The following is a 24,549-nucleotide window of genomic DNA, read 5'->3' as shown; positions in this document are numbered from 1 at the left end:
GTGGTACCGCGGAAGAATCAGACCTTTCGTCCCTTTAGAGGGATGAAAGGTTTTTTTATTGTTTAAGAGAGGATGAACAGGAATGCTGGAAATGAGAGATGTGACGTTCCACTACACAGACGGTACACCTGTATTGGAACATATGAACCTGACGATTGGTACCGGTGAATTTATCGGCCTGGGCGGCCGCAACGGCTGTGGGAAGACGACGGTAACCCGCTTGCTCATGGGTCTTGAAAAACCCGTATCGGGAGATATTTTCCTCGATGGGAAAAGAATCAACGATGAAGAAGCGGCAGCCCGCAGTCCCTATATCGGATATGTATTCCAGCGGCCGGAACGGCAGATGTTCCGACCGACTGTGCGGCAGGAAGTAGCTTATGGACCGGAACAGCTGGGCCGCAGCCGTGAAGAGGTTGCATCGGCTGTTACAGAGGCGCTGCAGGCTACAGGGCTGGAATCTCTGGCGGAAGCTTATCCACCCAATCTTAACCGGGGAGAAAAACAACGCGTTGCCATTGCGTCGGCCATTGCCATGCACACACAGTACCTTATCCTCGATGAACCGACGAGTGGCCAGGACAGTGCCGATAAAAAATCGCTCATGGCACTTTTGTCCCGGCTTCATCGGGATGGACTTACCATTCTTATCATCAGCCACGATATGGATATATTTGCCGAATACTGTCAGCGGGTCATCGTTATCGGACATCATACGAAAGCCTTTGACGGGACACCACAGGATTTGTTTACGAAAAGAGAAGACTTGTATGAATTAGGATTGAACCGGCCTGATGCCGTGACGTTGTCTCAGGCTGTAGCGGGACTTCCATATTGCAAGTCCGTTGATGAATTTACGGCAGCCATGCTGCAGCGTCTGGGAGGGAAATAAGATGAAACATTTTGTACCAGTAACAAAATTATTAGGCACTGTTGCTTTTTCGTTCTGGGCTCTCGTGTTGCACACGCCAGGCCCTCTGGCAGCCCTGGTCGTCATCGAACTAGTCCTTTTGGGCTTTACCGGCAATATAGCTCGCAACTTTAAGGCTGCCATGAGCCTGGCTGTCTTTGCTGTTTTCCTGGCAGTGGTACAACTTCTGGGAGGCGGTTCTCTCGAATCGGCTTACGTTACGGGACTTCGGATGCTGGCGATGACCATCGTATTTATCATCCTTCTCACGACAACGCGGCTGCAGGATTTGACAGCGGCGCTGGTCAAACAAATCCATATTCCATATGAATATGCGTTCATGTTTACAGCAGCACTGCGGTTTGTCCCCGATTTCATTGCCGAAAGCAAAACGGTTCAGGAGGCACAGGCCTGCCGGGGGCTTTCAACAAAAGGTAATGTCTTTAAGAAATGCATTCATTACATGGGTGTCATTCAGCCGTTGATGCTTAAATCCCTGGGGCGTTCAGAAACGATGGCGCTGAGCTTGGAATTACGGGGGTTTGGCAATAATGAACATAGCTTTATGGTAAATGTACGGCCAGCCGGCTGTGACTATGCCGTTATGGCTTTATTCGTGGGAGTGAGTGTACTTGTCGTGTATATGCGTATTTTTGGCATAGTCTGAGGGGGAACGGGAAATGAAACATATTGAAGATATCAGCACATTAGAATTTCATCACCGTCAGGGTGGACAATTCCGCTGGATTACCATTACGACGCTGATGCTGGCTATTGGTACTATCTTGCATCTCGTATCGCCAAGCGTTGGCGGTGTCACGCCAAACTGGACCATTGCAACGTACTGTGTGGCTATCTGCCTGACCAAACCGACCTATCGGCAGGCTCTGGGCATTGGCCTGGTAGCAGCACTGATCAACGTCCTTACCTCTAAATCAGGCTTTCCTTATGGCAATCTCATCAGTGAACCCATAGGAGCTCTGACTTGTGCTTTTCTGGTTAAAAATCTCGCTTTCCTGAAATTCCGCGGCCATTCGTGCCTGCCTGTCCTGACGGGCTTCGCGGCTACCTGTATGAGTGGCGGTGCTTTCGTCACGATTTTGAAATTTGCCTTAGGCCTGCCAAATAATGTTTATTTTACGGGCATGCTGCCGCTGGTTGTTATCGTCGGTGCACTCAATGCTGTAGTAACACCGCTTATGTATTTTCCGGCTCTTCGCCTCTTTGTATCGCGGGGAATTCTCGATTCCCTGGAAGAACAGAGCGTCACTTCGGATCATAGCCAGTATGATTTGAAGCCGTCTGTCCCGGGACTTATTTCCATTGAACATCTGTCTTACACTTACAACAAACAGACGACGCCGGTCCTCGACGATGTGAGCCTGGCTGTGCATAAGGGAGATTTCCTTGTCATTACCGGCGAAAGCGGCAGTGGCAAGAGTTCCCTCTGTATGGCTATGACCGGTGCCATTCCTCATTACTTTGGCGGTGTCATGAAAGGCATGGTGTATGTGGACGGAAAGGCTACGACGCAGACAACCATTTCCCGTCTGGCCAGCCGTGTCGGTGCTATGCTTGACGATTATGACAGTCAGCTCGTGGCTATGACGGTGGAAGAAGAAATCGCCTTCAGCCTGGAAAATCAGGGTGTAGCACCGGATAAGATTGAAACGGCTATTACGGAGGTATTGGAAAAGGTTAAACTGACGCCGTACCGTACACGGCAGCTGACCAATTTATCCGGCGGCCAGCGTCAGCGTCTGGTTATTGCCGGAGTGCTGGCGACCAATCCGGAAATCCTCGTATTCGATGAACCGACATCGGCTCTCGATCCGGAAGGAACCCATGATTTCTATGAACTGGTTCACGAATTGAATGTTCGTTACGGACATACTATCGTGGTTATTGAACATAATCTGGAAGCGGCCCTTCCTTATGCCAACCGGCTGGTGCTTCTCGACCATGGCCAGCTCCGGTCGGATGGAGATGTAGAAACGACACTCCGCTACATGTATGACCATGATATCTATGCGACAGCGGTACCGAAAGTGTTTGCCTGCCAGATGGATCTGGAAAAGGCGGGATATCAGTTTGATCAGCCATGGCTTTCTGTAGAAGCGGCAGTCCGGTCATTGCAGGATGCGGCACCGGCACTGGAACGGGCGGTGTAGCCATGCACCTTCTTTGTCTCGGTGACAGTCTGACTTATGGATACGATGTACCTCCGGAAAAGGGCTGGGTGAATCTCCTGTCGGATTCCCTGAAATGGGAAGTCGATAATCGCGGATTGTGCGGAGATACAACCTGGGGAATGCTGACACGGCTGCGCCGGCTTGCCTTGTCCGGGTACGACGCTTTTTTCCTCATGGGCGGATCTAATGATATACTGGAAGATATTCCGGTGCGGGGGATACAGGCTAATATAATGGCTATGATACGGCTTTTGCAAAAACAACATAAACCCGTTTATCTGGGCATTCCGCCCTGCACACGGCAGGAAAGCGCAGACTATGGCTGGCAGGCCTGGGAAGATGTAGATAGGCATAATGATATTTTATCAGATTACCGGATATGGCTTCTTCAACAGTGTCAGACAGAAGACCTCCATCCCATCGACTTCTATACAGTCCTGCAGAAATCACCGCATTACGCAGACGGTGTTCACCCTGATGAAACCGGCTATCGGCTTCTGGCAGATGCAGCCATATCGGCCATGAAGCTGGGATATTGAAACGTGTGGTATAACACCGATTATACCGACACACATATTGTTAAGAAAAATGAATCGCCAATGCAATGATTCCCTTTTGATTGCATTGGCGATTTTTTATAGTTCGATATTGCTGCATTCTTCTATCTTTATAGCTAAGGATAGTTTTTCATATGATTCTGGTTGCAAGAGATTGCATGATAAGAGGTGGCTAATCTGTTTCAGACGATACCGGATTGTATTTTTGTGCTGGCCTAGCTCGTCAGCCGTTTTGTCGATATTGCCACCACATCGTACGAATGATATAGCCGTTGTCATCAGGGCGGTATGATTTTCTGAGTCATAATCGCGGATAGGGTTTAAAATAGAAGAAGTAAAGTGCTGCATAGCGGGTTCGTGACAATAGGGAAGCAGAATGCTATGGATGCCTAACGTATCATACATTTGATAAGGGTGTGACAAATCTGTGTGGAAATAACTGCTGTAGATAGCTTCTTCTATACAGAGTTTTATTTTTCGTTCCCGGTAGTGGATAGAACTAACACCCATATGATACGAAACAGCCAGTGAGCCAACTGGTGTATCCAGAATTTGCTGGGCTAATTCGTCTGGCCGGGCATTTTTAAAGTTATGGGAAGAATAAATGTATAAAAGTCCGTTTTTGTATCGTAAAAGGGTATTATACGAGGTCAACAATCCTGCGTATTTGGCCGCAGATTCCATCTTCATATAGTCATTGGTAGTTAGTGGTGTATCAGAGCGGAAATACATGCAAAAGATATCAGGCTGCAAACAGGGGTTAATTTCCAGTTGTAGTTCTTTTTGTTGTTTGTCATGTTCGGGTAAAGTAATAATACGGGAAATAATGTGCTCAAATTTGTCGAAATCATAAAGAGACTGCAGCCGTTTGTAAATATTGATAATTATTTTTTCAAAATATTGTTCGGAGTTTTTTATAAGAATAATGGGAAAACCAGCCGAGTCGGCGAATCGTAATACATGGGGAGATAAAGGCAGACTATACACATTTTTTATAACAAGACCGCTACAATTGCGGTGATGCAAAAGTCGTATAGCATCAATTAGACAGCCGGGATCTTCTTTAGCATATTGCAGACTGGATAAGATAAGCTGGTTGGGGATGAAACTTAATTTCGTGTATTTATTTTTTAATGTCCGGTCATATTCATAATCCAAAATTCCGCATGAGGTTATTTGATTGGAAATACCTGTGGCACCAGCAATGAGAGTAAAACCAGAGAACTCAGGATAATGTAGAATCTCAGCGATTGTTAATTTCAATAAAACCACCTCGTATATTTTGTATAAATAAATAAGATATATTTAGTATATCTGCATAAAAAAGAATCTGCAATATGAAAATGTGAAGAAATATACTCTAAAAAATTATATAAAAAAATAAAAGTATAAGAAAAAATTAGAAAATAATACAATAATCATATGTTGAATGCATTATTTATTTTATATAAAATTTATTTAGAAAACGATAGTAAATAAAAGTGCTGAAGGGAGGAGTAATATGGTTGTTTTAAGCAAAAGAGCCCAAAACCTTCATCAAGGGGCTATCCGGGCCATGTTCGATAAAGCAGCAACTATGGATCGTGTTATCAGTATGGGCATTGGAGAGCCGGATATGGCAACACCTATGCCCATCTGCGAAGCTGCAGCTATGGCACTGCGAAATGGTCAGACACACTATACGCCGAATGCAGGGACATTAGAATGCCGGCGGGCTGTTTCTGAATGGGGCAGTATAAAAGAACTTCATTATGATCCTCAAACGGAGATTATTATCACGCCTGGAGGAATGGGAGCATTATCTTTGCTCTTGTCCGTTATTGTGGAAGATGGTGTTGAAATACTGATTCAGGATCCTCAATGGTTGAATTATGCCAGTCAGGTTCAATTTTTTGGAGGCACTCCAGTTTCTGTTTCTACGTGTGCAGAACGAGGGTTCGTCATTCAGGCGGAAGATATAGAGCACAAAATTACGGAAAAAACCAAAGCTCTTATGCTGAATTCACCTAATAATCCGACGGGAGCTGTCATTCCAGAAGAAGAACTTGGAAAAATTGCAGAAGTGGCTATCCGCCACGATCTTCTCGTAATTTCCGATGAAGTATATGATACGCTGTATTATAAGGATAAACCCGTTTCTATCAGTACTTTACCTGGAATGAAAGAAAGGACCGTTGTCATCAATAGCCTATCTAAAGCATTTGCAATGACTGGATGGCGGATTGGTTTTGCTGCCGGACCTGCGGAAATCATTAGCAAAATGGTACCTGCCCAGGAAAATATCAGTGCTTGTGCCAATGCGCCAGCCCAGGCAGCAGCGGTGTATGCTTTACATCATCCTGAATTATCGGAAACATTGTGCACGATATTCAGGCAAAGGCGTAAGATTATCACGGACGGTCTGAATGCGATACCGGGGATTTCCTATGATGAACCTGCTGGAGCCTTTTATGTATTTCCCAATATCCAATCTTTCGGAATGACGAGTTCTGAATTCTGCAATCGCCTGCTGGAAGAAGAACATGTAGTCTGTATTCCTGGCAGTGCATTTGGACAGGCGGGGGAAGGGTACATGCGCATGGCCTATACGTGCAGTGAGGATGAGTTAGTGGAAGGATTGCAACGGATAAAACGCTTTTGTGAAACCATAAGGGGGAATCAGATATGAGTAGTGTATTCAGGTACATGAATCAACATTTTGCACTGTGTTTGTTTGGAGCGGTTATTGTTGGTATTGTTCTTTCTTTTGTCATGGGAGAGCAGGTCGTATTGTTGAAGCCTCTGGGTACTATTTTTACCAGACTTCTGGTTATGATCGTACCTGTATTGGTATTTTTTTCTATTGCGTCTTCCTTTGCGAACATCGGCGATGCTACCCGGATGAAACGGTGGGCTGGAAAAATTATTGGATGGTTTGTTCTTTCGATGCTGATAGCCACGTTTTTAGGCATTGCTATGGGGCTTATTTTTAAACCAGGTCTGGGCATTGAATTGCATTCTGCTGATTTTAAAGTGACAGAAATTACAGTTGATATGTTTATTAACTGGCTTCCTAAGAATTTTGTTGGCTGCATTGCAGAAGGAAATACTATCCAGATTGTGTTCTTATCCATTTTTGTAGGAATAGCTGTGGTCATGATGCCTGAAGGAAAATCTAAGACATTCCTGACTAATATTCTTTCGTCAAGTCAGGATTTGATCTTGCAGATTGTAAAAGGAATCATGTATTATGCGCCTATTGGGGTGGCGGCTTTAATGGCTACGTCTATAGGAGAATTAAAAGGTTCGTTTGTTTCTCAGATGGGTAGTTTTCTGGCGGCTTACAGCATTGCCTTTGTTCTGCAGGTAGCTATCGTATATTTCCTGCTTTTGTATGTTATTGGCAAAATTAATCCATTCCGCTTTACCAGAAAAATGTTTCCTGCGCTGATTACCGCTTTTACAACGACCAGTTCGGCGGCTACTCTGCCTGTAAACCTCCGTTGTGTCAAAGAAATGGGAGTCGATAAGGAAATGACAGACTTTGGCCTTCCCCTGGGAGTTACATTTAATATGGATTCAATGGGGATTGAAATCCCTCTATATATCATGTTAGGGATGTATGCTGTAGGAACTGCACCTACTATTGGGCAGCTTTTCCTTTTTGTTATCATGGGGATAGCCTTTTCGATAGGTTGTGCCGGTGTTCCAGGTGGTGGACTGGCCATTGCCGTCATTCTGGTTAATGCGTTCGGATTGCCGACAGAAGTTGTTGCCTGGATTGCAGCAGTATTCTTCTATCTGGACATTACAGGAACGCCTATGAATATATGGGGAGATGCAGTTTGCACGGCTATTGTAGCAAGCAAAGAGGGGAAAATTGATTGGGATAAAATGAATTCTTAAGTTTTGATTGTAAAGAGCCGGTACATGCCTGTGCCGGCTCTTTTGAAAATCAGATATGATAGAAATGCGTTTCTTTCATGGACAAGTCTGGTTGTACCATGCTACAATGCAAGTAGTGGTATGGTGCAGAAAGGGTGATGATATGTATATTGCAACGATTGATGGAGGGACGAGTAATACCCGCGTTTTTGTCTGGTATGATGGCATCATTGCCGGACAGGCAAAGGCGGCTGTTGGTGTGCGTAATACGGCTATGGATGGGACGAATCAGAGATTGCAGGAAGCTGTCCGGGATACTTTGGCTGAGGCGGCCCGCATGGCGGGTGTTGCAACTGGTGATATATCGATCGTATTGGCAGCGGGAATGCTGACGAGTAATGTGGGACTGTGCGATATTCCTCATGTGACAGCGCCAGTCAGTCTCGAAGGGCTGGCTCAGGCCATGGTAGTCAAAGAATTGCCTGCTATATGCCAGCAGCCACTATGGTTTGTCCCCGGTGTACGGAACTGTGATCCGGCAACGCTCACTCCGGATCAGAGTATCGATATGGATATGATGCGTGGCGAAGAAGTAGAAGCGGCCGGTCTATTGGCACAAGCGGCTCCTGAGGGAAAAGCCGTATTCGTCCTGCCGGGCTCACATAATAAATATGTTATGATTGATGAACAGCAGCGTATACAGGGATGCCTGACAACGTTATATGGCGAACTGCTTCATTCCCTGACATTTGATACCATACTGGCCGATACACTGAACCGGTCATTTGCATCAGAATTTCTGGCAGGACCATTCCGGAAGGGCGTCAGTGATTATTATCAGATGGGACTTTTACATGGTGCTTTTATGACGCGGATCCTTGGGATGTTTTGTCATTATACGGCACAGGAAGCGCAGAATTATCTCCTTGGGCTGCTCATGGCGGATGATATGACGGCACTGAAGAGAAGCCGGATTTTTGCCGGATTGGAAAAAGCCATCTTTGTCGTAGCCGGTAATACGGTCATGCAAAAAGCCTACGAGGCAATCCTGAAAAAAGATGGTTATCAGGTCGTGCTGGCCGCAGAAGAACAGCAACAGGCCTTATCTGGCCGGGGCGCCCTTTATCTGGCTGGTTTGCGCGGACTGCTTTAAGGGAAAGGAGAATGGACATGAGTTTATTGCAAGACATGCTGGATGCTAAAATTATTTCTATTATCCGCGGCGTTGCCAGTCAGGATATTGTGCCAGCTGTAGAAGCTCTGCAGCACGGGGGCGTGCGCTTTGTCGAAGTGACCTACCGGCCTGGTGATGAAGAAGTCTGCAAGGATACACTGCGGAGTATTGCTATCCTGCAAAAACAGTTTGGCGGCCGGATGCATATTGGTGCCGGTACCGTCCTTTCTGTAGAGCAGGTAGAAGATGCGGCACAGGCCGGAGCCGAATTCATCATTTCACCGAATACGAATACGGATGTCATCCGGTATACTAAGCAGAAAGGCCTGATTTCACTGCCTGGAGCTTATACGCCGACAGAAGCCGAAACGGCCTGGGAAGCCGGGGCCGATATTGTCAAAATTTTCCCGGCCGGTAATCTGGGACCTTCGTATTTCAAAGCCGTCAAAGCGTCTTTATCCCAATTGCGCTTATCGGCTGTTGGCGGCGTATCGGAACATAATATTGGAGATTTTCTGGCGGCTGGCGTAGATTCCTTTGGTATTGGCAGCAATCTGGTCAGTGCTGACCGGGTGCGCCGCAGAGATTTTGACGAAATTGAGAAAGCTGCCGCCTTTTATACAAATGCTGTGCGATAAGGAGGAAATAGACATGAGTTATATGGATATGTTTTCCCTGAAAGGAAAAGTCGCTCTCGTTACTGGCGGGTCATATGGCATAGGGTTTGCCATTGCCAGAGCCTATGCCCGGGCTGGAGCCCGCATCGCCTTTAATTGCCGCAGCCAGGAACATCTGGACATGGCCATGACTGCCTATGAAAAAGAAGGAATTGAGGCCCAAGGGTATATTTGTGACGTGACAGATACAGAGAAAGTCCGGGATATGGTAGCAGATATTGACGCCAGCCTGGGGACCATTGATATCCTCGTCAATAATGCCGGCATCATCAAGCGGATTCCTATGTGTGATATGGATGAAGCGGATTTCCGCCAGGTCATCGATATCGACCTCGTCGCACCGTTCATCGTATCCAAAGCGGTTATCCCCGGCATGATTGCCAAAGGTGAAGGAAAAATCATCAATATCTGCTCTATGATGAGCGAACTGGGCCGGGAAACGGTATCGGCTTATGCGGCTGCCAAAGGCGGTCTCAAGATGCTGACCCGTAATATCTGTTCGGAATTTGGCGGAGCCAATATCCAGTGCAACGGCATTGGCCCGGGATATATTGCAACGCCCCAGACTGCCCCGCTCCGGCAGCGGCAGTCTGATGGTTCCCGTCACCCTTTTGATGCCTTCATTGTTTCCAAGACGCCGGCAGGCCGGTGGGGGACTACGGAAGATTTGGAAGGACCGGCTATTTTCCTGGCCTCGCATGCTTCCGACTTTGTAAATGGGCATATTCTTTATGTTGATGGGGGAATCCTTGCCTATATTGGCAAACAGCCATAAGGTGTGGCTGCATAGAAAAACGAGGATGTGACAAAATGATTTTGACAGAGCATTTTGTTACATCCCCGGTATATAAAGGCTAAGAGAGTGAGACACGTTTAAAATGAAGTGTTTCACTCTTTTTTTGTCTGGAAGCTTTCCCGTTCTACAAGGATAGCACTGAATTCTGTGCGGACAGGGACAGGCTGATCCTGTCCGGAGAGAAGCTGGGTCATGGACTGGACGGCGCTGGCACACAGGCTGTCCAGCCTGTTGTCGATACTGCTCAGGGTAGGAGTGGCGCAGGTGGCAAGGATGGAATTGTTCCAGCCGATGACTGGTACATACCGTCCGTTTTCCAGGGCAGCTCTTTGTGCTCCGACGGCAAGAATGTCTTCTGATGTGACAATCGCATCGAAAGGAACATTGCGGGAGACAAGGTTTTCAATCGCTTTTTCAGCACCTTCCAGGTTGAGAGAAACTTGCTGGATGAGTGCCGGATTTTCTTTTATGCCCAGTTCTTTCAATCCCTGACGCAGGCCCTGCAGTTTATGACGGCCGCTGTAGGTGCGGACATCGTATAGATAGGCGATGTGCCGGCAGTGTTGTCTGGCAAGCGTGTGGACAAGACGCCGCATGCCTTCTGCTTCGTTACAAACGATGCTATAAATGCCAGGCTGGTGGTAATCGCAGTTGATGGTGAGAACCGGAATTTTGCCGGCAGCTGCAGTAAGGGCTGCAATATCAGGCTCTGAAGAAAAGACGGTGCCTACTGTAATCAGGCCGTCGACATGCTTATTGACCAGACCGGTGATATATGGGCTGTTATGACCTGTATTGGGGCCTGTGCAGGAGAGCATGATATCGAAGTGGTGCTGCCTCATTCCGTCTTCAATGAGGGATACGGCACGGGCAAAAAAAGCATCGGTCAGACTGGTACAGAGAACACCGACGATTTTCATAGAGTCCAGACCCAGACCGCGGGCAAACGGATTAGGTGTATAACCCATGTCCTTTATGGCATCCAGCACGATGCGGCGCGTTTTTTCGCTGACCCGGCTGTTGCCATTAAGGACCCGCGACACGGTGGCAATAGATACATGACATTTTTTTGCTATATCATAGATGGTTACGTTCATATCCGACATAGGAGAACCTCTCTATCATCATGAAAAATCCTATATTTACATTGAGTATAGCATAAAATGAGAAAGAGAGTAAATACATATCGTGAAAGTGGTTACACAAAAAATACAGAAGCATTGCATTATACTAACTAGATGGAAAATGCGTGCATGTATCATAAGAAATAAGCTTTGCTACCGGATTTTTCAGGATATAATTGGTGAAAAAGTGATGTTTTGATGAGTTTAAGTTAATAAAAAACATAAATTATATCTATTTCGCATGAACATTGACAGACCGGTGGAGGCATGTTACATTTCTCTATGTAATAAATTATTGTAAGCGCTTACACAAAAATAGAGAGGGTGTGGCACGACGATGACAGAATTTATGACGGAAGATTTCCTGCTCCATTCCCGTACGGCGCGGCAGCTCTATCATGGATATGCCGAAACGGAACCTATTGTAGATTATCATTGTCATATTTCTCCCCGGGATATCGCTGAAAATCACCGCTTTTCCAGTATTACCGAAGCCTGGCTGGGTGGTGATCATTACAAATGGCGGCTCATGAGGGCCTGCGGGATACCTGAGCGGGATGTGACCGGTGAGGAAAGTGATTTAGAAAAATTCACAGCTTATGCGAAAGCGCTTTCTCGTGCGCCGGGCAATCCACTGTATCATTGGAGTCACCTGGAATTACGGCGCTATTTTGGCTGCCGGCAGGTATTATCAGAGCAGACGGCTCCGGATATCTTCCATCATTGTCAGGAAATACTGGAATGTGATGATAGTCTGCGCGTGCAGGGGCTTCTCCAAAAATCCCGGGTACGGGTCCTGTGCACGACAGACGATCCGGCTGATGATCTTCATTGGCATCAGGTGCTTCACGATAGCCAGTTCCATTCTGCCCGGGTCGTACCGGCGATGCGCCCTGACAGGCTGATGCACATTGAAGGAGATGATTTTTCTTCTTATGTGGAACAGCTGGGGGAATCGGCAGATATGACGATTCATACATTTGCCGATATGTGCGATGCATTGAAGCGGCGGATGGATGTATTTGCTGAAATGGGCTGCCGGGCAGCCGACCACGCTCTGGATGAAGTCGTCTATCAGCCTGTGCCGGCGGCTTCGCTGGAACGTATTTTCCAAAAAGGACTGAGTCATAAAACTATCTCTTCAGATGAACGGGAACAGTATCTTACAGGCCTTCTCCTATTCCTGGCTGGTGAATACCGGCACCGGGGATGGGTCATGGAACTCCATATGGGGGCTCTTCGCAACGTCTATACCGATATGTACCGGCGTTTCGGGGCTGATACCGGGTACGATGCGATTGGCCGGTGCTGCAATATTGAAAAATTAGCCCGCTTCCTGGATCACCTGGAACGGGAAGGCAGTTTGCCGAAGACTATTTTATTTTCAGCGTCACCGTATGATTTGATGGCTCTTACGGTTCTGGGAGCATCTTTTCCCAAAGAAGGGATTGCGTCCCGTATCCAGCCGGGCGTTCCCTGGTGGTTCAACGATACGAAACAGGGGCTCCTCGACTATCTGACGATTGTATCGGAAGAAACCGTATTAGGTAATATGGTGGGGATGCTGACCGATTCCCGGTCGTTCTTATCGTATCCGCGTCATGAGTATTTCCGGCGTATTCTTTGTGACTGGCTGGGGAATCTAGTGGAATGCGGGGAATTTCCTGATGACGAAGCACAGCTGGCGTCGCTCATCCACCGGCTCTGTTATGGAAATGCCATATCGTTTTTCCAGTTTCCCTGTCAGTAAGGGGTTGCTTTTGCCTGTTATACTTTTACTATTTTAGTTTTAGTATTTATTTATCATTATTATGCAGACGGACAAGAAAAATGACAGGCTTGTCCAAAGGAGGTTATTATGGAACACTGGTTACCTGTGCTATGGGTAGTCGTAGCCATTGCCATGCTGTTGTTCCTGACCGTAAAGGTCAAGCTGCACAGCATGATTACGTTGCTCTTAATGGCTATTTTTGTTGCGTTTATGGAAGGGATGGATGCCGGTACACTGGTCAAGACAATCAGTAAAGGGGCCGGCAGTACGCTTGGCGGCGTCGGCCTTATCGTCGTCCTGGGGGCAGCTCTGGGCCAGCTCATGACCGACTGCGGGGCGTCCAAAAAAATTGCCGATACCATCGTCAAGCATTGTGGTGTCCGCACGTTGAAATGGGGCGTCCTTATCGTTGGTGTCATCTTTGGTATTTCCATGTTCTTTGAAGTGGCTTTTATGGTCGTAGTGCCGCTGGTCGTCAGTATTGCCAAGGAAGCCAAGGTTCCATATATGTTCCTGATTATTCCGGTTCTGGCAGCAGTTGCCCAGGCACACAGCATTTTCCCACCTCAACCGGGCCCGGTTGCCCTGGTGGACGCCTTTGGTGCTGACAGCGGCATGGTCTATCTTCTGGGACTGGTCGTCGTTATTCCGTCTATTATCTGTGCTGGTATTGTTTTACCAAAATTCCTCAAGGGAATCGACACCTATGCAGAACCTAAACTGGGGAATCTCAGCGAAGTGGCTGTCGGCCAATACAAGCTGCCACCGTTTCTGGTCTGCCTGATTATTCCCCTCCTGCCAGCTATTTTTATGATTGGCAATACGATCGTCGAAGCTACGGCTGGCAAGGGAACGGCCCTTGCTACGGCTTTTGGCTTCTTTGGCAGCCCGAATGTCAGCCTGCTTACGGCAGTTTTGGTCGCTATTTATGTATTCGGTATCCGTGCAGGCCGCACGGTAGATGAAACGTCTACGTCTATTACTAATGCAATCAAAGGTATTTCTACGGTTGTCCTCATCATTGGCGCCGGCGGCGTATTCAAACAGGTCATTGTCGATGCCGGTGTCGGACAGCATATTGCCGCTGCTGTTACAGGACTTTCCATTTCACCGCTTATCCTGGCCTGGATCATTACGGTCATTATCCGCTGGGCTACAGGGCAGGGCGCCGTTTCAGCCATTACGGCGGCCGGTATTGTAGCTCCGCTGATCCCCGTATTCCATGTGGATCCGACGCTGCTCATGCTGGCTACGGCTGCTGGCAGTAATACCATTACGATGCCGAATGATGCAGCGTTCTGGATGATGAAAGAAACGTTCAATCTTTCTATGGGACAGACATTCAAGACCTGGGGGCTCCTGGAACTTACCAACTCCGTCGTTGGTCTGGCAATTGTCCTCGTATTATCACTGGTCATTTGATGCGGAATACAAATCCGGATGCTGCCTGCCGGCGGTATCCGGTTTTTCTCTTATCGGGAAGGAAAGGTGAAGATGATGAAATCTATTGAATCCTGTTTTACCCACAGCCAGCATCCGGTCCGGGTCCTGCAATTCGGAGAAGGACGGTTTATGCGGGCGTTTGTCGATTATGCCATTGATGTAGCTAATGAAGAACAGGGCTTTAATGGCAATGTGGTAATTGTGACGCCACGGGCTGCCAGACGGCCGGAAGCGTTTGCCCGGCAGCAGAATCTCTATACAGTACGCCTCCAGGGAATGCAGAATGGCCGGAAGGTCGTATCCGACCGTGTCATCACCTGCATTGACGATGTCCTGTCCCCTATTGCTGATTATGATGCCTATATGGCGTTGGCCAGACTCGATACGCTTGCATATATAACGTCCAATACGACCGATGGGGGTATCGTTTTTTCTCCCGGAGATAAGCTGGAAGACCGGCCGCCCCGGACGTATCCGGCCAAGCTGACTCAGTTCCTTTATGCGCGTTATCGCTATTTTAATGGGGCAGAAGATAAGGGACTGGTCATTCTGCCGGTCGAACTAATTGATCATAATGGCCGAACCTTGCGTGCCTGTGTCAATCAGTATGCTGCACTCTGGAACCTGCCGTCTGCATTCTCACTGTGGCTCGACAAGGCCTGCCAGTTTACGGATACTCTCGTAGACCGTATTGTCACAGGATATCCTGACGAACAAACAGCACAGGCGGTTCAAAAAGAACTGGGCTACACGGATGAACTCCTGGATATAGCTGAACCTTTTGCGCTCTGGGCTATTGAAAGTCCGGGACTGGAAAGACGGCTGCCCTTTACTTCGACCTATTTTCAGGCAGTTTTCACGACGGATATTACGGTGTATAAGGAACGGAAAGTGCGAATCCTGAACGGAGCACATACGTCGATGGTCCTTGGCGCCTATCTGGCTGGTCTGGATTATGTAGGCCAGTGTATGGCAGACGAAGATATCCGCCTATCGTTGGAACAGACGGTCTATAACGAAATCCTTCCGACGGTTCCTATGAATCAGAATGATGTGCGGTCGTTTGCCAATGCTGTATTTGAACGGTTTGAAAATCCCTTTGTCCACCATGAACTTCTGGCGATTTCCCTTAATTCGACGGCAAAATGGAGAGCCCGCATTCTTCCATCTTTGAAAGACAGTCTGCGTGCTACGGGACAACTGCCGCAGTGGCTGACCTATTCTATGGCAGCTCTGCTGGCTTTTTACCGTTCGCAGGACAAAGGAAATGATTGTCTCATAGGACACCGCGGTGAAAACACGTATCCTATCCGTGACGATGCGGACCGGCTGGCATTTATCGCTTCTCATGCGGCACTTCCTGATGTAGCGTATGTTGCGGCAGTCCTGAAGCAGACGGACTGGTGGGGCGAAGATTTGACAGAGATTCCCGGCTTTTCTCAGGCTGTGACCGATCATCTGAGCCGTATAGATACGATTGGCGTCCGTGCTCATATCCGGGAAATGCTGAAAAAATAATTTTTCTTCCTAACAAAAATATAACATAAATTCTAGTGTGTTAGAAAAATATTGGTTTTTGATGGCGGCAGGAGAATTGATGTTTCCCTGTCGCCATGGTAGTATAAATAGAGAAATTTATAGTAAAAATAAATAGTATATCCGTTATGAAGGAGGCTGTTAGGATGGGTAAAGTCCTGACCATCGGGGAAGCGATGGGGCTTCTCGTTGCAGAAAGTGAAGGTCCGCTGGACCAGGTGAAACATTTTGAACGCCATGTCTGCGGCGCGGAATTAAATTATATTGTCGGCATGGCACGCCTGGGGTTTGATGCCTATTATGTATCCCGTGTGGGAAACGATCCTTTTGGGACATGTATCTGCAATTTCCTCCGGGAAAATCATATTCATGATACGTACGTACAGGTCGATGATGCGTATATGACGGGGTTCCAGATGAAGGAGAAAGTATCCTGTGGTGATCCGAAAGTTGCCAATATCCGGCGTAATACGGCATTCACTCATTTGACTGCAGCGGATTTTGCCGGTATCGACTGGCAGGGCGTGCAGCTTCTGCACGTGACCGGAATTCCTCTGGCATTGTCCGATAATTGTCGTCAAGCCATCGCTTTTCTCATGGAAGAAGCTCATCAAAATGGCGTGCCCGTATCCTTTGATACGAATCTCCGGCCCATGCTCTGGCCGGATGAACAGACGATGTGTGATACGGTATGCAAGTTTTCGCTCAAAGCCGATATCGTACTGCCCGGCCTGAGTGAAGCACTGCGGATTACAGGACTTGCTGATGAAAAGTCTATCGGCCAGTTCTATCTTGATCATGGTGTAAAAACTGTTGCCATTAAACTTGGCGGCAGTGACGGTGTCTATGTCTGCACGGCAGAAGAAACACATTATGTGCCCAGCTATCACGTCGATCATATTGTCGATACCGTTGGGGCTGGTGATGGATTTGCCGCAGGATTTACAAGCGGCCTGCTGGACGGGTTGTCTTTGTATGATGCGGCACGGCGTGGTGCGGCCATCGGTGCTCTGCAAATTCAGGTAGCCGGTGATAATGAAGGCCTTCCTACGCGCAGCCAGTTGCAGGAATTTCAGGAACGTGCGAAATAAGGAGGAAATAATATGATTAGTGAAAACATGAAAATGATGTTTGATATTGGACTTGTTCCACTCGTCGTCATTGACGATGCGGCAGATGCCGTTTCGTTTGGACAAGCCCTGGTCGATGGCGGAGTGCCCGTGGCTGAAGTTACATTCCGCACTGATGCCTGCCTTGATGCAATCCGGGCTATGCGCCAGCATGTGCCGGGACTCCTCGTCGGTGCCGGTACGGTGCACAACGTTGCCCAGGCCGATGCCGCTGTCAAAGCTGGTGCAGAGTTTATCGTTACACCGGCCTTTAATCCGGCTGTTACCCAGTGGTGTATCGACAATCACGTAGATATCATTCCGGGTACGGTCAGCCCAGCCGATATCGAAGCGGCAAATGGCATGGGAATTGAAGTTTGCAAGTTCTTCCCGGCTGCTGCATATGGTGGCGTGAAGACGCTGAAGGCGCTGGCCGGTCCATTTCGTGATATGAAGTTCCTGCCTACGGGGGGAGTCAATCTCGAAAATATGACCGAATATCTTGACCTTTCCAATGTTGCCGCCGTCGGTGGCAGTTTCATGACACCGTCTGATATGGTCCGGAACAAAGACTGGGCTGGCATTACGGCGACCTGCCGTCAGGCTGTACATAATCTGCTGGGTTTTGAAATTTGTCATACAGGCATCCATTGTAAGACACAGGCGGAGGCAGAAGACGTAACGGATCGTCTGTGCGCACTCCTGGACCAGGAAAAAATCACTATTCCCGGGGTGTCTTATTTTGTCGGTACGGTTGTCGAAGTATGCTATCAGACTCTTCCTGGGGAAAAAGGGCATATCGGGATTGACACGCGCGATATGGAACGGGCTATGGCATATTACAAACACCGTGGCGTAGAATATGCTGATAATGGTCTGTTTTATGATGACCAGGGACGGGTCCGCCTGGCATATTTCAAGGAATTGTATCATGGTTTTTCCGTTCATCTTCGCCGGAAGCCCATGGCAAAATAATTGATTGTCTGTCAACAGAGAATAAAGAAGGCTGCTGCATAAAACGAATCTTTGTGCGGCGCCTTCTTTTTCTATTGGAATGGGTTTGACGGACCGGGCCGGGTAGGCTATAATGAATAATTAGAACACAATCCTATGAAGATAAGGAGCCGATTTCATGAATATTATTGACGAACTGACCTGGCGTGGAGCCATCAATCAGATGACAGAAGAAGAAAATCTCCGCAAATTGACTGATGAAAAGAAAATCTCTCTGTATTGCGGCGTCGATCCTACGGGCGATAGTCTCCATATAGGACATCTTATTCCTTTTATGATGCTGAAACGGTTTGCCCTTCAGGGGCATCATCCTTATATCGTCATCGGCGGCGGTACCGGTGCTATCGGTGATCCCAGCGGCCGTAAGACGGAACGCAAACTGCAGACCATGGAAAAAGTCCATGACAATGCGGAAAAGTTGAAAGCACAGTTTACTCATCTTTTTGGCGATGATGAAAATATTACGTTCGTCAATAATTTCGATTGGCTTTCCCAGATCAGCCTCCTTGATTTCCTGCGTGATTATGGTAAGTTATTCCCTATTAATGTCATGCTTGCCAAGGAAGTCGTAGCCAGCCGTCTGGAAGCGGGCATCTCGTTTACGGAATTTACCTATCAGATTCTTCAGGCTGTCGATTATGAACACCTGTACAGCAAATATGACGTGCAGCTCCAGGTCGGCGGTGCTGACCAGTGGGGCAATATCACCGGCGGCATTGATATGATCCGCAAGATGCATGGCGGCAATACGCCGGTATATGCGCTGACGATTCCTCTCATGCTCAAATCGGATGGAACAAAATTTGGCAAGACCGCCGGTGGAGCTATCTGGCTGGATCCGGAAAAGACATCTCCCTTTGAATTCTATCAGTTCTGGCTCAATCAGGACGATGCCGATGTCGTTAAGTATCTCAAATACTTTACATTCCTCAGCAAGGAAGAAATCGATGCCTTGGCGGAAGCTGTTGAAAAGGAACCGGAAAAACGCCTGGCCCAGCGCCGTCTGGCAGAAGAAGTCACCCGGTTCGTACATAGTGAACAGGCTCTCAAAGAAGCACAGAACATCACAGAAGCCTTGTATCACGGCAGCATTGCTGACCTTACAGAACATGAACTGGAACAGGCCTTTGGTAAAATGCCGACCGTCGATGTGACGGATGAAGAAAAAGACGTGGTTAACTGGCTGGTCGATTCTACTATTTATTCGTCCAAACGGCAGGCCCGTGAAGATATCACTAATGGTGCTGTAACAATCAACGGTATCAAAGTGACCAGCCTTGACGAAATCGTACGGCCACATAAGAATTCCAATGGTAAATATGTCGTCGTCCGTAAAGGCAAGAAAAAATATACACTGGCTAAAATCAGTAAATAAATAAAAATTATATATTGACGGAAGCGACTCCATGTGCTATAATAACTCATTGCAAAATGTTCAATTTGCGAGTATGCTATTTGTGAGATACATGGAGGAACTGCTTCCGGTTAACAAAAATTAAGCAAGGTTCAATCTATTCTTGATATGGAGCCTTGCTTTTTTGTCGCTTTTCGCAAGTTTCACACACATTCATTGGTGATTTAGTTTTTATAAGGGGTGAAGTAACAGCATGTTCAAACCTGTACAAGTTGGGAAAAGGACCCGCTATACGTATGCGAAAATCAACGAAGTCTTGAAGATGCCGCATTTGCTGGATTTACAGATTAAATCCTACGAATGGTTTTTAGAAAAGGGGCTCAAAGACATATTCAGGGATATTTCGCCGATTGAAGACGCTGCGGGGAATTTATCCTTATCTTTTGAAGATTTTAAATTAGGGGAACCGAAGTACGATATCCGTGAATGCAAGGAACGGGATACGACCTATGCCGCACCGCTCCGCGTCCAGATCCGCCTCGTCAACCATGTGACCGGCGAAATCAAAGACCAGGAAGTATTCATGGGAGACTTCCCGCTGATTACTGATACAGGTACGTTTATTATTAACGGTGCAGAACGTGTTATAGTCAGCCAGCTCGTCCGCTCACCAGGTGTGTATTATGGCCGTGAAATCGACCCCATGGGTATCCGTCTGTACAATTCGACGGTTATCCCGAACCGCGGTGCCTGGATTGAACTGGAAACGGACGCCAATGATATCGTCTATGCCCGTATCGACCGCAACCGGAAAATCCCTGTGACGGTACTTATCCGTGCCCTTGGCTGGTCTACCAATGCGGATATTCTCGACCTTTTCTATGATGATAAGCGCCTCAAAGCCACTTTTGAAAAGGATACGACCGAATCACAGGATGAAGCCCTTGTAGAAATTTATAAAAAACTGCGTCCTGGTGAACCACCTACGGTAGAAAGCGCCCGCAATCTTTTTGAAGGACTCTTCTTTGATTCCCGCCGCTATGATATGGCCCGCGTAGGCCGCTATAAGGCTGGCAAGAAACTGGGATGGCAGCGCCGCCTGTTCGGACTGACTCTGCATGAACCGATTGTCAATCCGGAAACAGGGGAAGTCGTCATACCGGCAAAAACGGAAATTGGCGACGCTGAAGTACAGAAAATCAAGGAAAGCGGTGTATTTTCCGGAGACGGACTGGCCATCGCTTTTGTTGAAAAAGCGGATGGTTCTGTCTACAAGATTATCTGCAATAACAGCAACTTGCCATATGAACACCGCACGATTACGAAGGAAGACATTATTGCCAACATCGATTATCTCCTCAATCTGATGGATGGCTTTGGCAACGTCGATGATATTGACCATCTGGGCAACCGTCGCCTGCGCTGCGTCGGAGAATTACTGCAGAATCAGTTCCGCATCGGCCTGACCCGTATGGAACGGGTTGTCCGTGAACGTATGACTATCCAGGATTCGGAACAGATCACGCCGCAGGTATTAATCAATATCCGGCCTGTCGTAGCTGCTATTAAAGAATTCTTTGGTTCCAGCCAGTTATCCCAGTTCATGGACCAGACCAATCCTCTGGCCGAACTGACACATAAACGCCGTCTTAGTGCCCTTGGCCCTGGTGGTTTATCCCGTGAACGCGCCGGGTTTGAAGTCCGCGACGTTCATCATTCCCATTACGGCCGTATGTGTCCGGTAGAAACGCCTGAAGGTCCGAATATCGGTCTGATTTCTTCTCTGGCCTGCTTTGGCAAGGTCAATGAATTCGGCTTTATCGAAGCACCGTACCGCCGCGTGGATAAGGAAACCCACGTCGTTACCAACGATGTACACTACATCACGGCTGATGAAGAAGAACAATATATCATTGCCCAGGCTAACGAACCGCTGACAGAAGACGGTCATTTCGTACACGAACGTGTCGCCTGCCGTCATGGGGAAGATACCCGTGAATTCCGTGCTGAACGGGTCGATTTCATGGACGTATCACCTAAGGAAGTCGTATCTGTCGGTACCTCTATGATTCCATTCCTGGAAAACGACGATGCCAACCGTGCCCTCATGGGTGCTAACATGCAGCGTCAGGCTGTGCCTCTTCTCCGAACCCAGGCTCCGCTTGTCGGCACCGGCATGGAATATAAGGCGGCCTGCGACTCCGGCGTCTGCATCCTGGCTAAACATGCCGGCGTCATCAAACGTGTTACAGGTGATGAAATTATCGTCAGCACTGACAGCGGTACAGAAGATACATACCGCCTGATCAAATTTGTCCGTTCCAACCAGAGTACATGTATCAACCAGCGTCCTCTTGTGTATAAAGGCGAACATGTGGAAGAAGGCCAGGTGCTGGCTGATGGCATGGCTACCGATGGTGGCGAACTGGCCCTCGGCTATAACATCCTCGTCGCATACATGCCTTGGGAAGGCTATAACTACGAAGATGCTGTCCTATTGAGTGAAGATTTACCGAAAAACGATTTATATACATCCATCCACATCGAAGAATACGAATGCGATGCCCGCGATACGAAACTGGGATCTGAAGAAATTACCCGCGAAATACCGAATGTCAGCGAAGACAGCACGAAGAACCTTGACGAAGACGGCATCATCATGGTCGGTGCCGACGTATTCCCCGGGGATGTCCTGGTAGGCAAGGTCACGCCAAAGGGAGAAACGGAACTGACTCCGGAAGAACGGCTCCTGCGCGCTATTTTCGGTGATAAAGAACGGGAAGTCCGTGATACATCGCTGCGTGTGCCTCATGGTGAATCCGGTAAAATTGTCGATGTCCGTATTTTCTCCCGTGAAAATAATGATGAACTGCCGCCGGGCGTCAACCGTCTCGTCCGTGTATACATTGCCCAGAAACGTAAAATCCATGAAGGGGATAAGATGTCCGGCCGTCATGGTAATAAAGGTGTCGTTTCCCGCGTTATGCGCCAGGAAGATATGCCGTTCCTGCCGGATGGTACACCGGTACAGATTGTGTTGAATCCGTTGGGCGTACCGTCCCGAATGAATATCGGTCAGGTATTGGAAACTCATCTGGGCTGGGCTATGCATGAACTGGGATTACAGATTAAAGCAATGGATCCGACACTGGAAAGCAAACTCCGGGCTGTTGGATATGATTATGATAAATATGGCATGCCGAAACCGGATAAAGCCGGTATCCACATTGCTACGCCGGTATTTGATGGTGCCCATGCAGAAGATGTCTTTGAAGCTCTGAAATTGACCGGTCTTCCGGAAGATGGGAAATCCATCCTCTATGATGGTCGTACAGGGGAACCGATGGACCGCCGTGTCACGGTCGGGTACACATACTTCCTCAAACTGCATCACCTCGTCGATGATAAAATCCATGCCCGTTCGACCGGCCCGTACTCTCTGGTTACACAGCAGCCGCTCGGTGGTAAAGCCCAGTTCGGCGGCCAGCGTTTCGGGGAAATGGAAGTCTGGGCTCTTGAAGCCTATGGCGCTGCCTATACGCTGCAGGAAATGCTGACTGTCAAGTCCGACGATGTCGTCGGCCGTGTCAAGGCATATGAAAAGATTGTCAAAGGGGAAAATATTCCGGAACCGGGCGTTCCCGAATCGTTTAAAGTACTGCTGAAAGAATTGCAGGCTATTGGCCTGGATGTGCAGATTCTCAATGAAGACGGTGATGAAGTTGTCATCAAGGAATTGGATGATGATGACGATGTCGAACCGGAACAGAATGATGATCTGCGCCGTGTCATGGAAGGGGAACATGAAGGAGACGGAAACGCTCCGACCGAAGCTCCGGCTGATGATGCAGCCGATGTCAGTGATGATGAATATGTCAATGCTGGCGAAGAAGATGACATCATGAGTGGCATGACGTATGAAACCGTCCCGGGAGAAGATAGCGCGGATGATGAAACTAATGAAGATGAATAATAGTCACTATAGAGAAGGGAGCGGTATTTGTGCTGGATGTGAATGAATTTGATTCAATGCGGATTGGTCTGGCATCACCGGAAAAAATCCTGGAATGGTCTCATGGCGAAGTAAAGAAGCCGGAAACAATTAACTACCGTACGCTGAAACCGGAACGGGACGGCCTGTTTTGCGAACGCATCTTTGGGCCGACCAAGGACTGGGAATGCCATTGCGGGAAATATAAACGTATTCGTTATAAAGGTGTTGTCTGCGACCGTTGCGGTGTTGAAGTAACCCGTGCCAAGGTCCGCCGCGAACGGATGGGCCATATCAAATTGGCTACACCCGTATCTCATATTTGGTATTTTAAAGGTATTCCGAGCCGTATGGGCCTGATTCTCGATATCTCGCCCCGCTCTCTGGAAAAAGTATTGTATTTTGCTTCTTTTATCGTTCTTGACCCCGGTGACACGCCGTTGGTTAAAAAACAATTGCTGACAGAAACGGAATACCGCCAGTATCAGGAAATGTATGGCGATAAATTCCGCGTCGGCATGGGGGCTGCTGCTGTCAAGGAGCTCCTTCAGGAACTGGATCTGGACCAGCTCGATAAGGATTTACGGGAAGAACTGCGTGACTCTTCTGGTCAGCGCCGTGTCCGTGCTATCCGCCGTCTGGAAGTAGTAGAAGCATTCCGCCATTCAGGGAATAAACCGGAATGGATGATCATGGATGTCATCCCGGTCATTCCGCCGGAACTGCGTCCAATGGTACAGCTGGATGGTGGCCGGTTTGCTACATCGGATCTGAATGATCTGTACCGCCGCGTCATCAACCGTAACAACCGTCTGAGCCGCCTGTTGGAACTGGGTGCGCCGGATATCATCGTCCGCAATGAAAAGCGTATGCTCCAGGAAGCCGTCGATGCGCTTATCGACAATGGCCGCCGTGGCCGACCGGTCACCGGCCCGGGCAACCGTCCTCTCAAATCTCTTTCCGACATGCTGAAGGGGAAACAGGGCCGTTTCCGTCAGAACCTCCTCGGTAAACGTGTTGACTATTCCGGCCGTTCC

At 48.1% G+C, this 24,549-nt stretch carries 17 protein-coding genes and 2 pseudogenes; 17 read left to right on the top strand and 2 right to left on the bottom strand.

Features of this window, described 5'->3' with window-relative positions:
- Positions 1–82 precede the first annotated feature (82 nt).
- Genes B2U90_RS02435 through B2U90_RS02420 form a run of 4 tightly spaced genes read left to right on the top strand, consistent with a single transcriptional unit; the run spans position 83 to position 3,641 of the window.
- Positions 83–892 (top strand): energy-coupling factor ABC transporter ATP-binding protein, encoded by an 810-nt coding sequence (locus B2U90_RS02435; RefSeq protein ID WP_075581511.1) that lies wholly within the window; start codon positions 83–85, stop codon positions 890–892.
- 1 nt (position 893) lies between these two features.
- On the top strand, positions 894–1,577 hold the full coding sequence (locus B2U90_RS02430) for an energy-coupling factor transporter transmembrane component T (protein WP_292017016.1): 684 nt from the start codon (positions 894–896) through the stop codon (positions 1,575–1,577).
- A 13-nt stretch (positions 1,578–1,590) separates the two neighbouring features.
- Entirely contained in the window at positions 1,591–3,081 is a 1,491-nt protein-coding gene (locus B2U90_RS02425) for a tryptophan transporter (RefSeq protein WP_059075676.1), read from the top strand.
- Complete coding sequence (locus B2U90_RS02420; protein ID WP_292017015.1) at positions 3,012–3,641, top strand: GDSL-type esterase/lipase family protein; 630 nt, start codon at positions 3,012–3,014, stop codon at positions 3,639–3,641. The genes B2U90_RS02425 and B2U90_RS02420 overlap by 70 nt, the downstream gene beginning before the upstream one ends.
- A 96-nt stretch (positions 3,642–3,737) precedes the next feature.
- Here the strand turns inward: B2U90_RS02420 and B2U90_RS02415 are convergent, their stop codons facing one another.
- Positions 3,738–4,922 carry a PucR family transcriptional regulator gene (locus B2U90_RS02415; protein ID WP_162816286.1) on the bottom strand — a complete coding sequence of 395 codons (1,185 nt, stop codon included), beginning with the start codon at positions 4,920–4,922 and terminating at the stop codon, positions 3,738–3,740.
- A 238-nt stretch (positions 4,923–5,160) separates the two neighbouring features.
- Between B2U90_RS02415 and B2U90_RS02410 the strand changes: the two genes are divergently transcribed.
- The 5 genes from B2U90_RS02410 (at position 5,161) to B2U90_RS02390 (ending at position 10,149) form a co-directional block, all read left to right on the top strand.
- Complete coding sequence (locus tag B2U90_RS02410; RefSeq protein WP_292017014.1) at positions 5,161–6,327, top strand: pyridoxal phosphate-dependent aminotransferase; 1,167 nt, start codon at positions 5,161–5,163, stop codon at positions 6,325–6,327.
- Positions 6,324–7,544, top strand: coding sequence for a dicarboxylate/amino acid:cation symporter (locus B2U90_RS02405; protein ID WP_059075680.1), 1,221 nt, complete (start codon positions 6,324–6,326; stop codon positions 7,542–7,544). The genes B2U90_RS02410 and B2U90_RS02405 overlap by 4 nt, the downstream gene beginning before the upstream one ends.
- Positions 7,545–7,686: 142 nt before the next feature.
- Positions 7,687–8,676: a 2-dehydro-3-deoxygalactonokinase gene (locus B2U90_RS02400; protein ID WP_292017013.1), complete on the top strand. Its 990-nt coding sequence runs from the start codon at positions 7,687–7,689 to the stop codon at positions 8,674–8,676.
- A gap of 17 nt (positions 8,677–8,693) precedes the next feature.
- Positions 8,694–9,335 carry a bifunctional 4-hydroxy-2-oxoglutarate aldolase/2-dehydro-3-deoxy-phosphogluconate aldolase gene (locus B2U90_RS02395; protein ID WP_292017012.1) on the top strand — a complete coding sequence of 214 codons (642 nt, stop codon included), beginning with the start codon at positions 8,694–8,696 and terminating at the stop codon, positions 9,333–9,335.
- A 13-nt stretch (positions 9,336–9,348) separates the two neighbouring features.
- Positions 9,349–10,149 (top strand): gluconate 5-dehydrogenase, encoded by an 801-nt coding sequence (locus tag B2U90_RS02390; protein ID WP_075581507.1) that lies wholly within the window; start codon positions 9,349–9,351, stop codon positions 10,147–10,149.
- A gap of 113 nt (positions 10,150–10,262) precedes the next feature.
- On the opposite strand, the gene B2U90_RS02385 is transcribed toward B2U90_RS02390, so the two are convergent.
- Positions 10,263–11,276: a LacI family DNA-binding transcriptional regulator gene (locus tag B2U90_RS02385; RefSeq protein WP_234995333.1), complete on the bottom strand. Its 1,014-nt coding sequence runs from the start codon at positions 11,274–11,276 to the stop codon at positions 10,263–10,265.
- Between the two features lie 355 nt (positions 11,277–11,631).
- On the opposite strand from B2U90_RS02385, the gene uxaC reads away from it, so the two are divergent.
- The 8 genes and pseudogenes from uxaC to B2U90_RS02345 all read left to right on the top strand — a co-directional run.
- A complete protein-coding gene (gene uxaC / locus B2U90_RS02380; protein ID WP_113856263.1) occupies positions 11,632–13,044 on the top strand; it encodes a glucuronate isomerase in 1,413 nt (470 codons plus the stop codon).
- Positions 13,045–13,152: 108 nt separating this feature from the next.
- Positions 13,153–14,487 (top strand): gluconate:H+ symporter, encoded by a 1,335-nt coding sequence (locus B2U90_RS02375; RefSeq protein ID WP_059075685.1) that lies wholly within the window; start codon positions 13,153–13,155, stop codon positions 14,485–14,487.
- Between the two features lie 72 nt (positions 14,488–14,559).
- Entirely contained in the window at positions 14,560–16,026 is a 1,467-nt protein-coding gene (locus B2U90_RS02370; protein ID WP_292017011.1) for a tagaturonate reductase, read from the top strand.
- A 164-nt stretch (positions 16,027–16,190) separates the two neighbouring features.
- The gene (locus B2U90_RS02365; protein WP_059075686.1) at positions 16,191–17,135 is read left to right on the top strand and encodes a sugar kinase; all 945 of its coding nucleotides are present in this window, start codon (positions 16,191–16,193) and stop codon (positions 17,133–17,135) included.
- A gap of 12 nt (positions 17,136–17,147) precedes the next feature.
- Positions 17,148–18,128 (top strand): bifunctional 4-hydroxy-2-oxoglutarate aldolase/2-dehydro-3-deoxy-phosphogluconate aldolase, encoded by a 981-nt coding sequence (gene eda / locus B2U90_RS02360; RefSeq protein WP_292017010.1) that lies wholly within the window; start codon positions 17,148–17,150, stop codon positions 18,126–18,128.
- 157 nt (positions 18,129–18,285) lie between these two features.
- The gene (gene tyrS / locus B2U90_RS02355) at positions 18,286–19,542 is read left to right on the top strand and encodes a tyrosine--tRNA ligase (RefSeq protein WP_292017009.1); all 1,257 of its coding nucleotides are present in this window, start codon (positions 18,286–18,288) and stop codon (positions 19,540–19,542) included.
- Positions 19,543–19,774: 232 nt separating this feature from the next.
- Positions 19,775–23,167, top strand: a pseudogene (rpoB, locus tag B2U90_RS02350) (DNA-directed RNA polymerase subunit beta); the annotation flags it as partial.
- 356 nt (positions 23,168–23,523) lie between these two features.
- Positions 23,524–24,549 (top strand): annotated as a pseudogene (locus B2U90_RS02345) (DNA-directed RNA polymerase subunit beta'); the annotation flags it as partial.

Source organism: Megasphaera sp. UBA4233 (assembly GCF_002395615.1).
GTDB lineage: Bacteria > Bacillota > Negativicutes > Veillonellales > Megasphaeraceae > Megasphaera > Megasphaera hexanoica.
The sequence above is the reverse complement of the archived record's forward strand: the minus strand, read 5'-3'. Positions and strand labels throughout refer to the sequence as shown.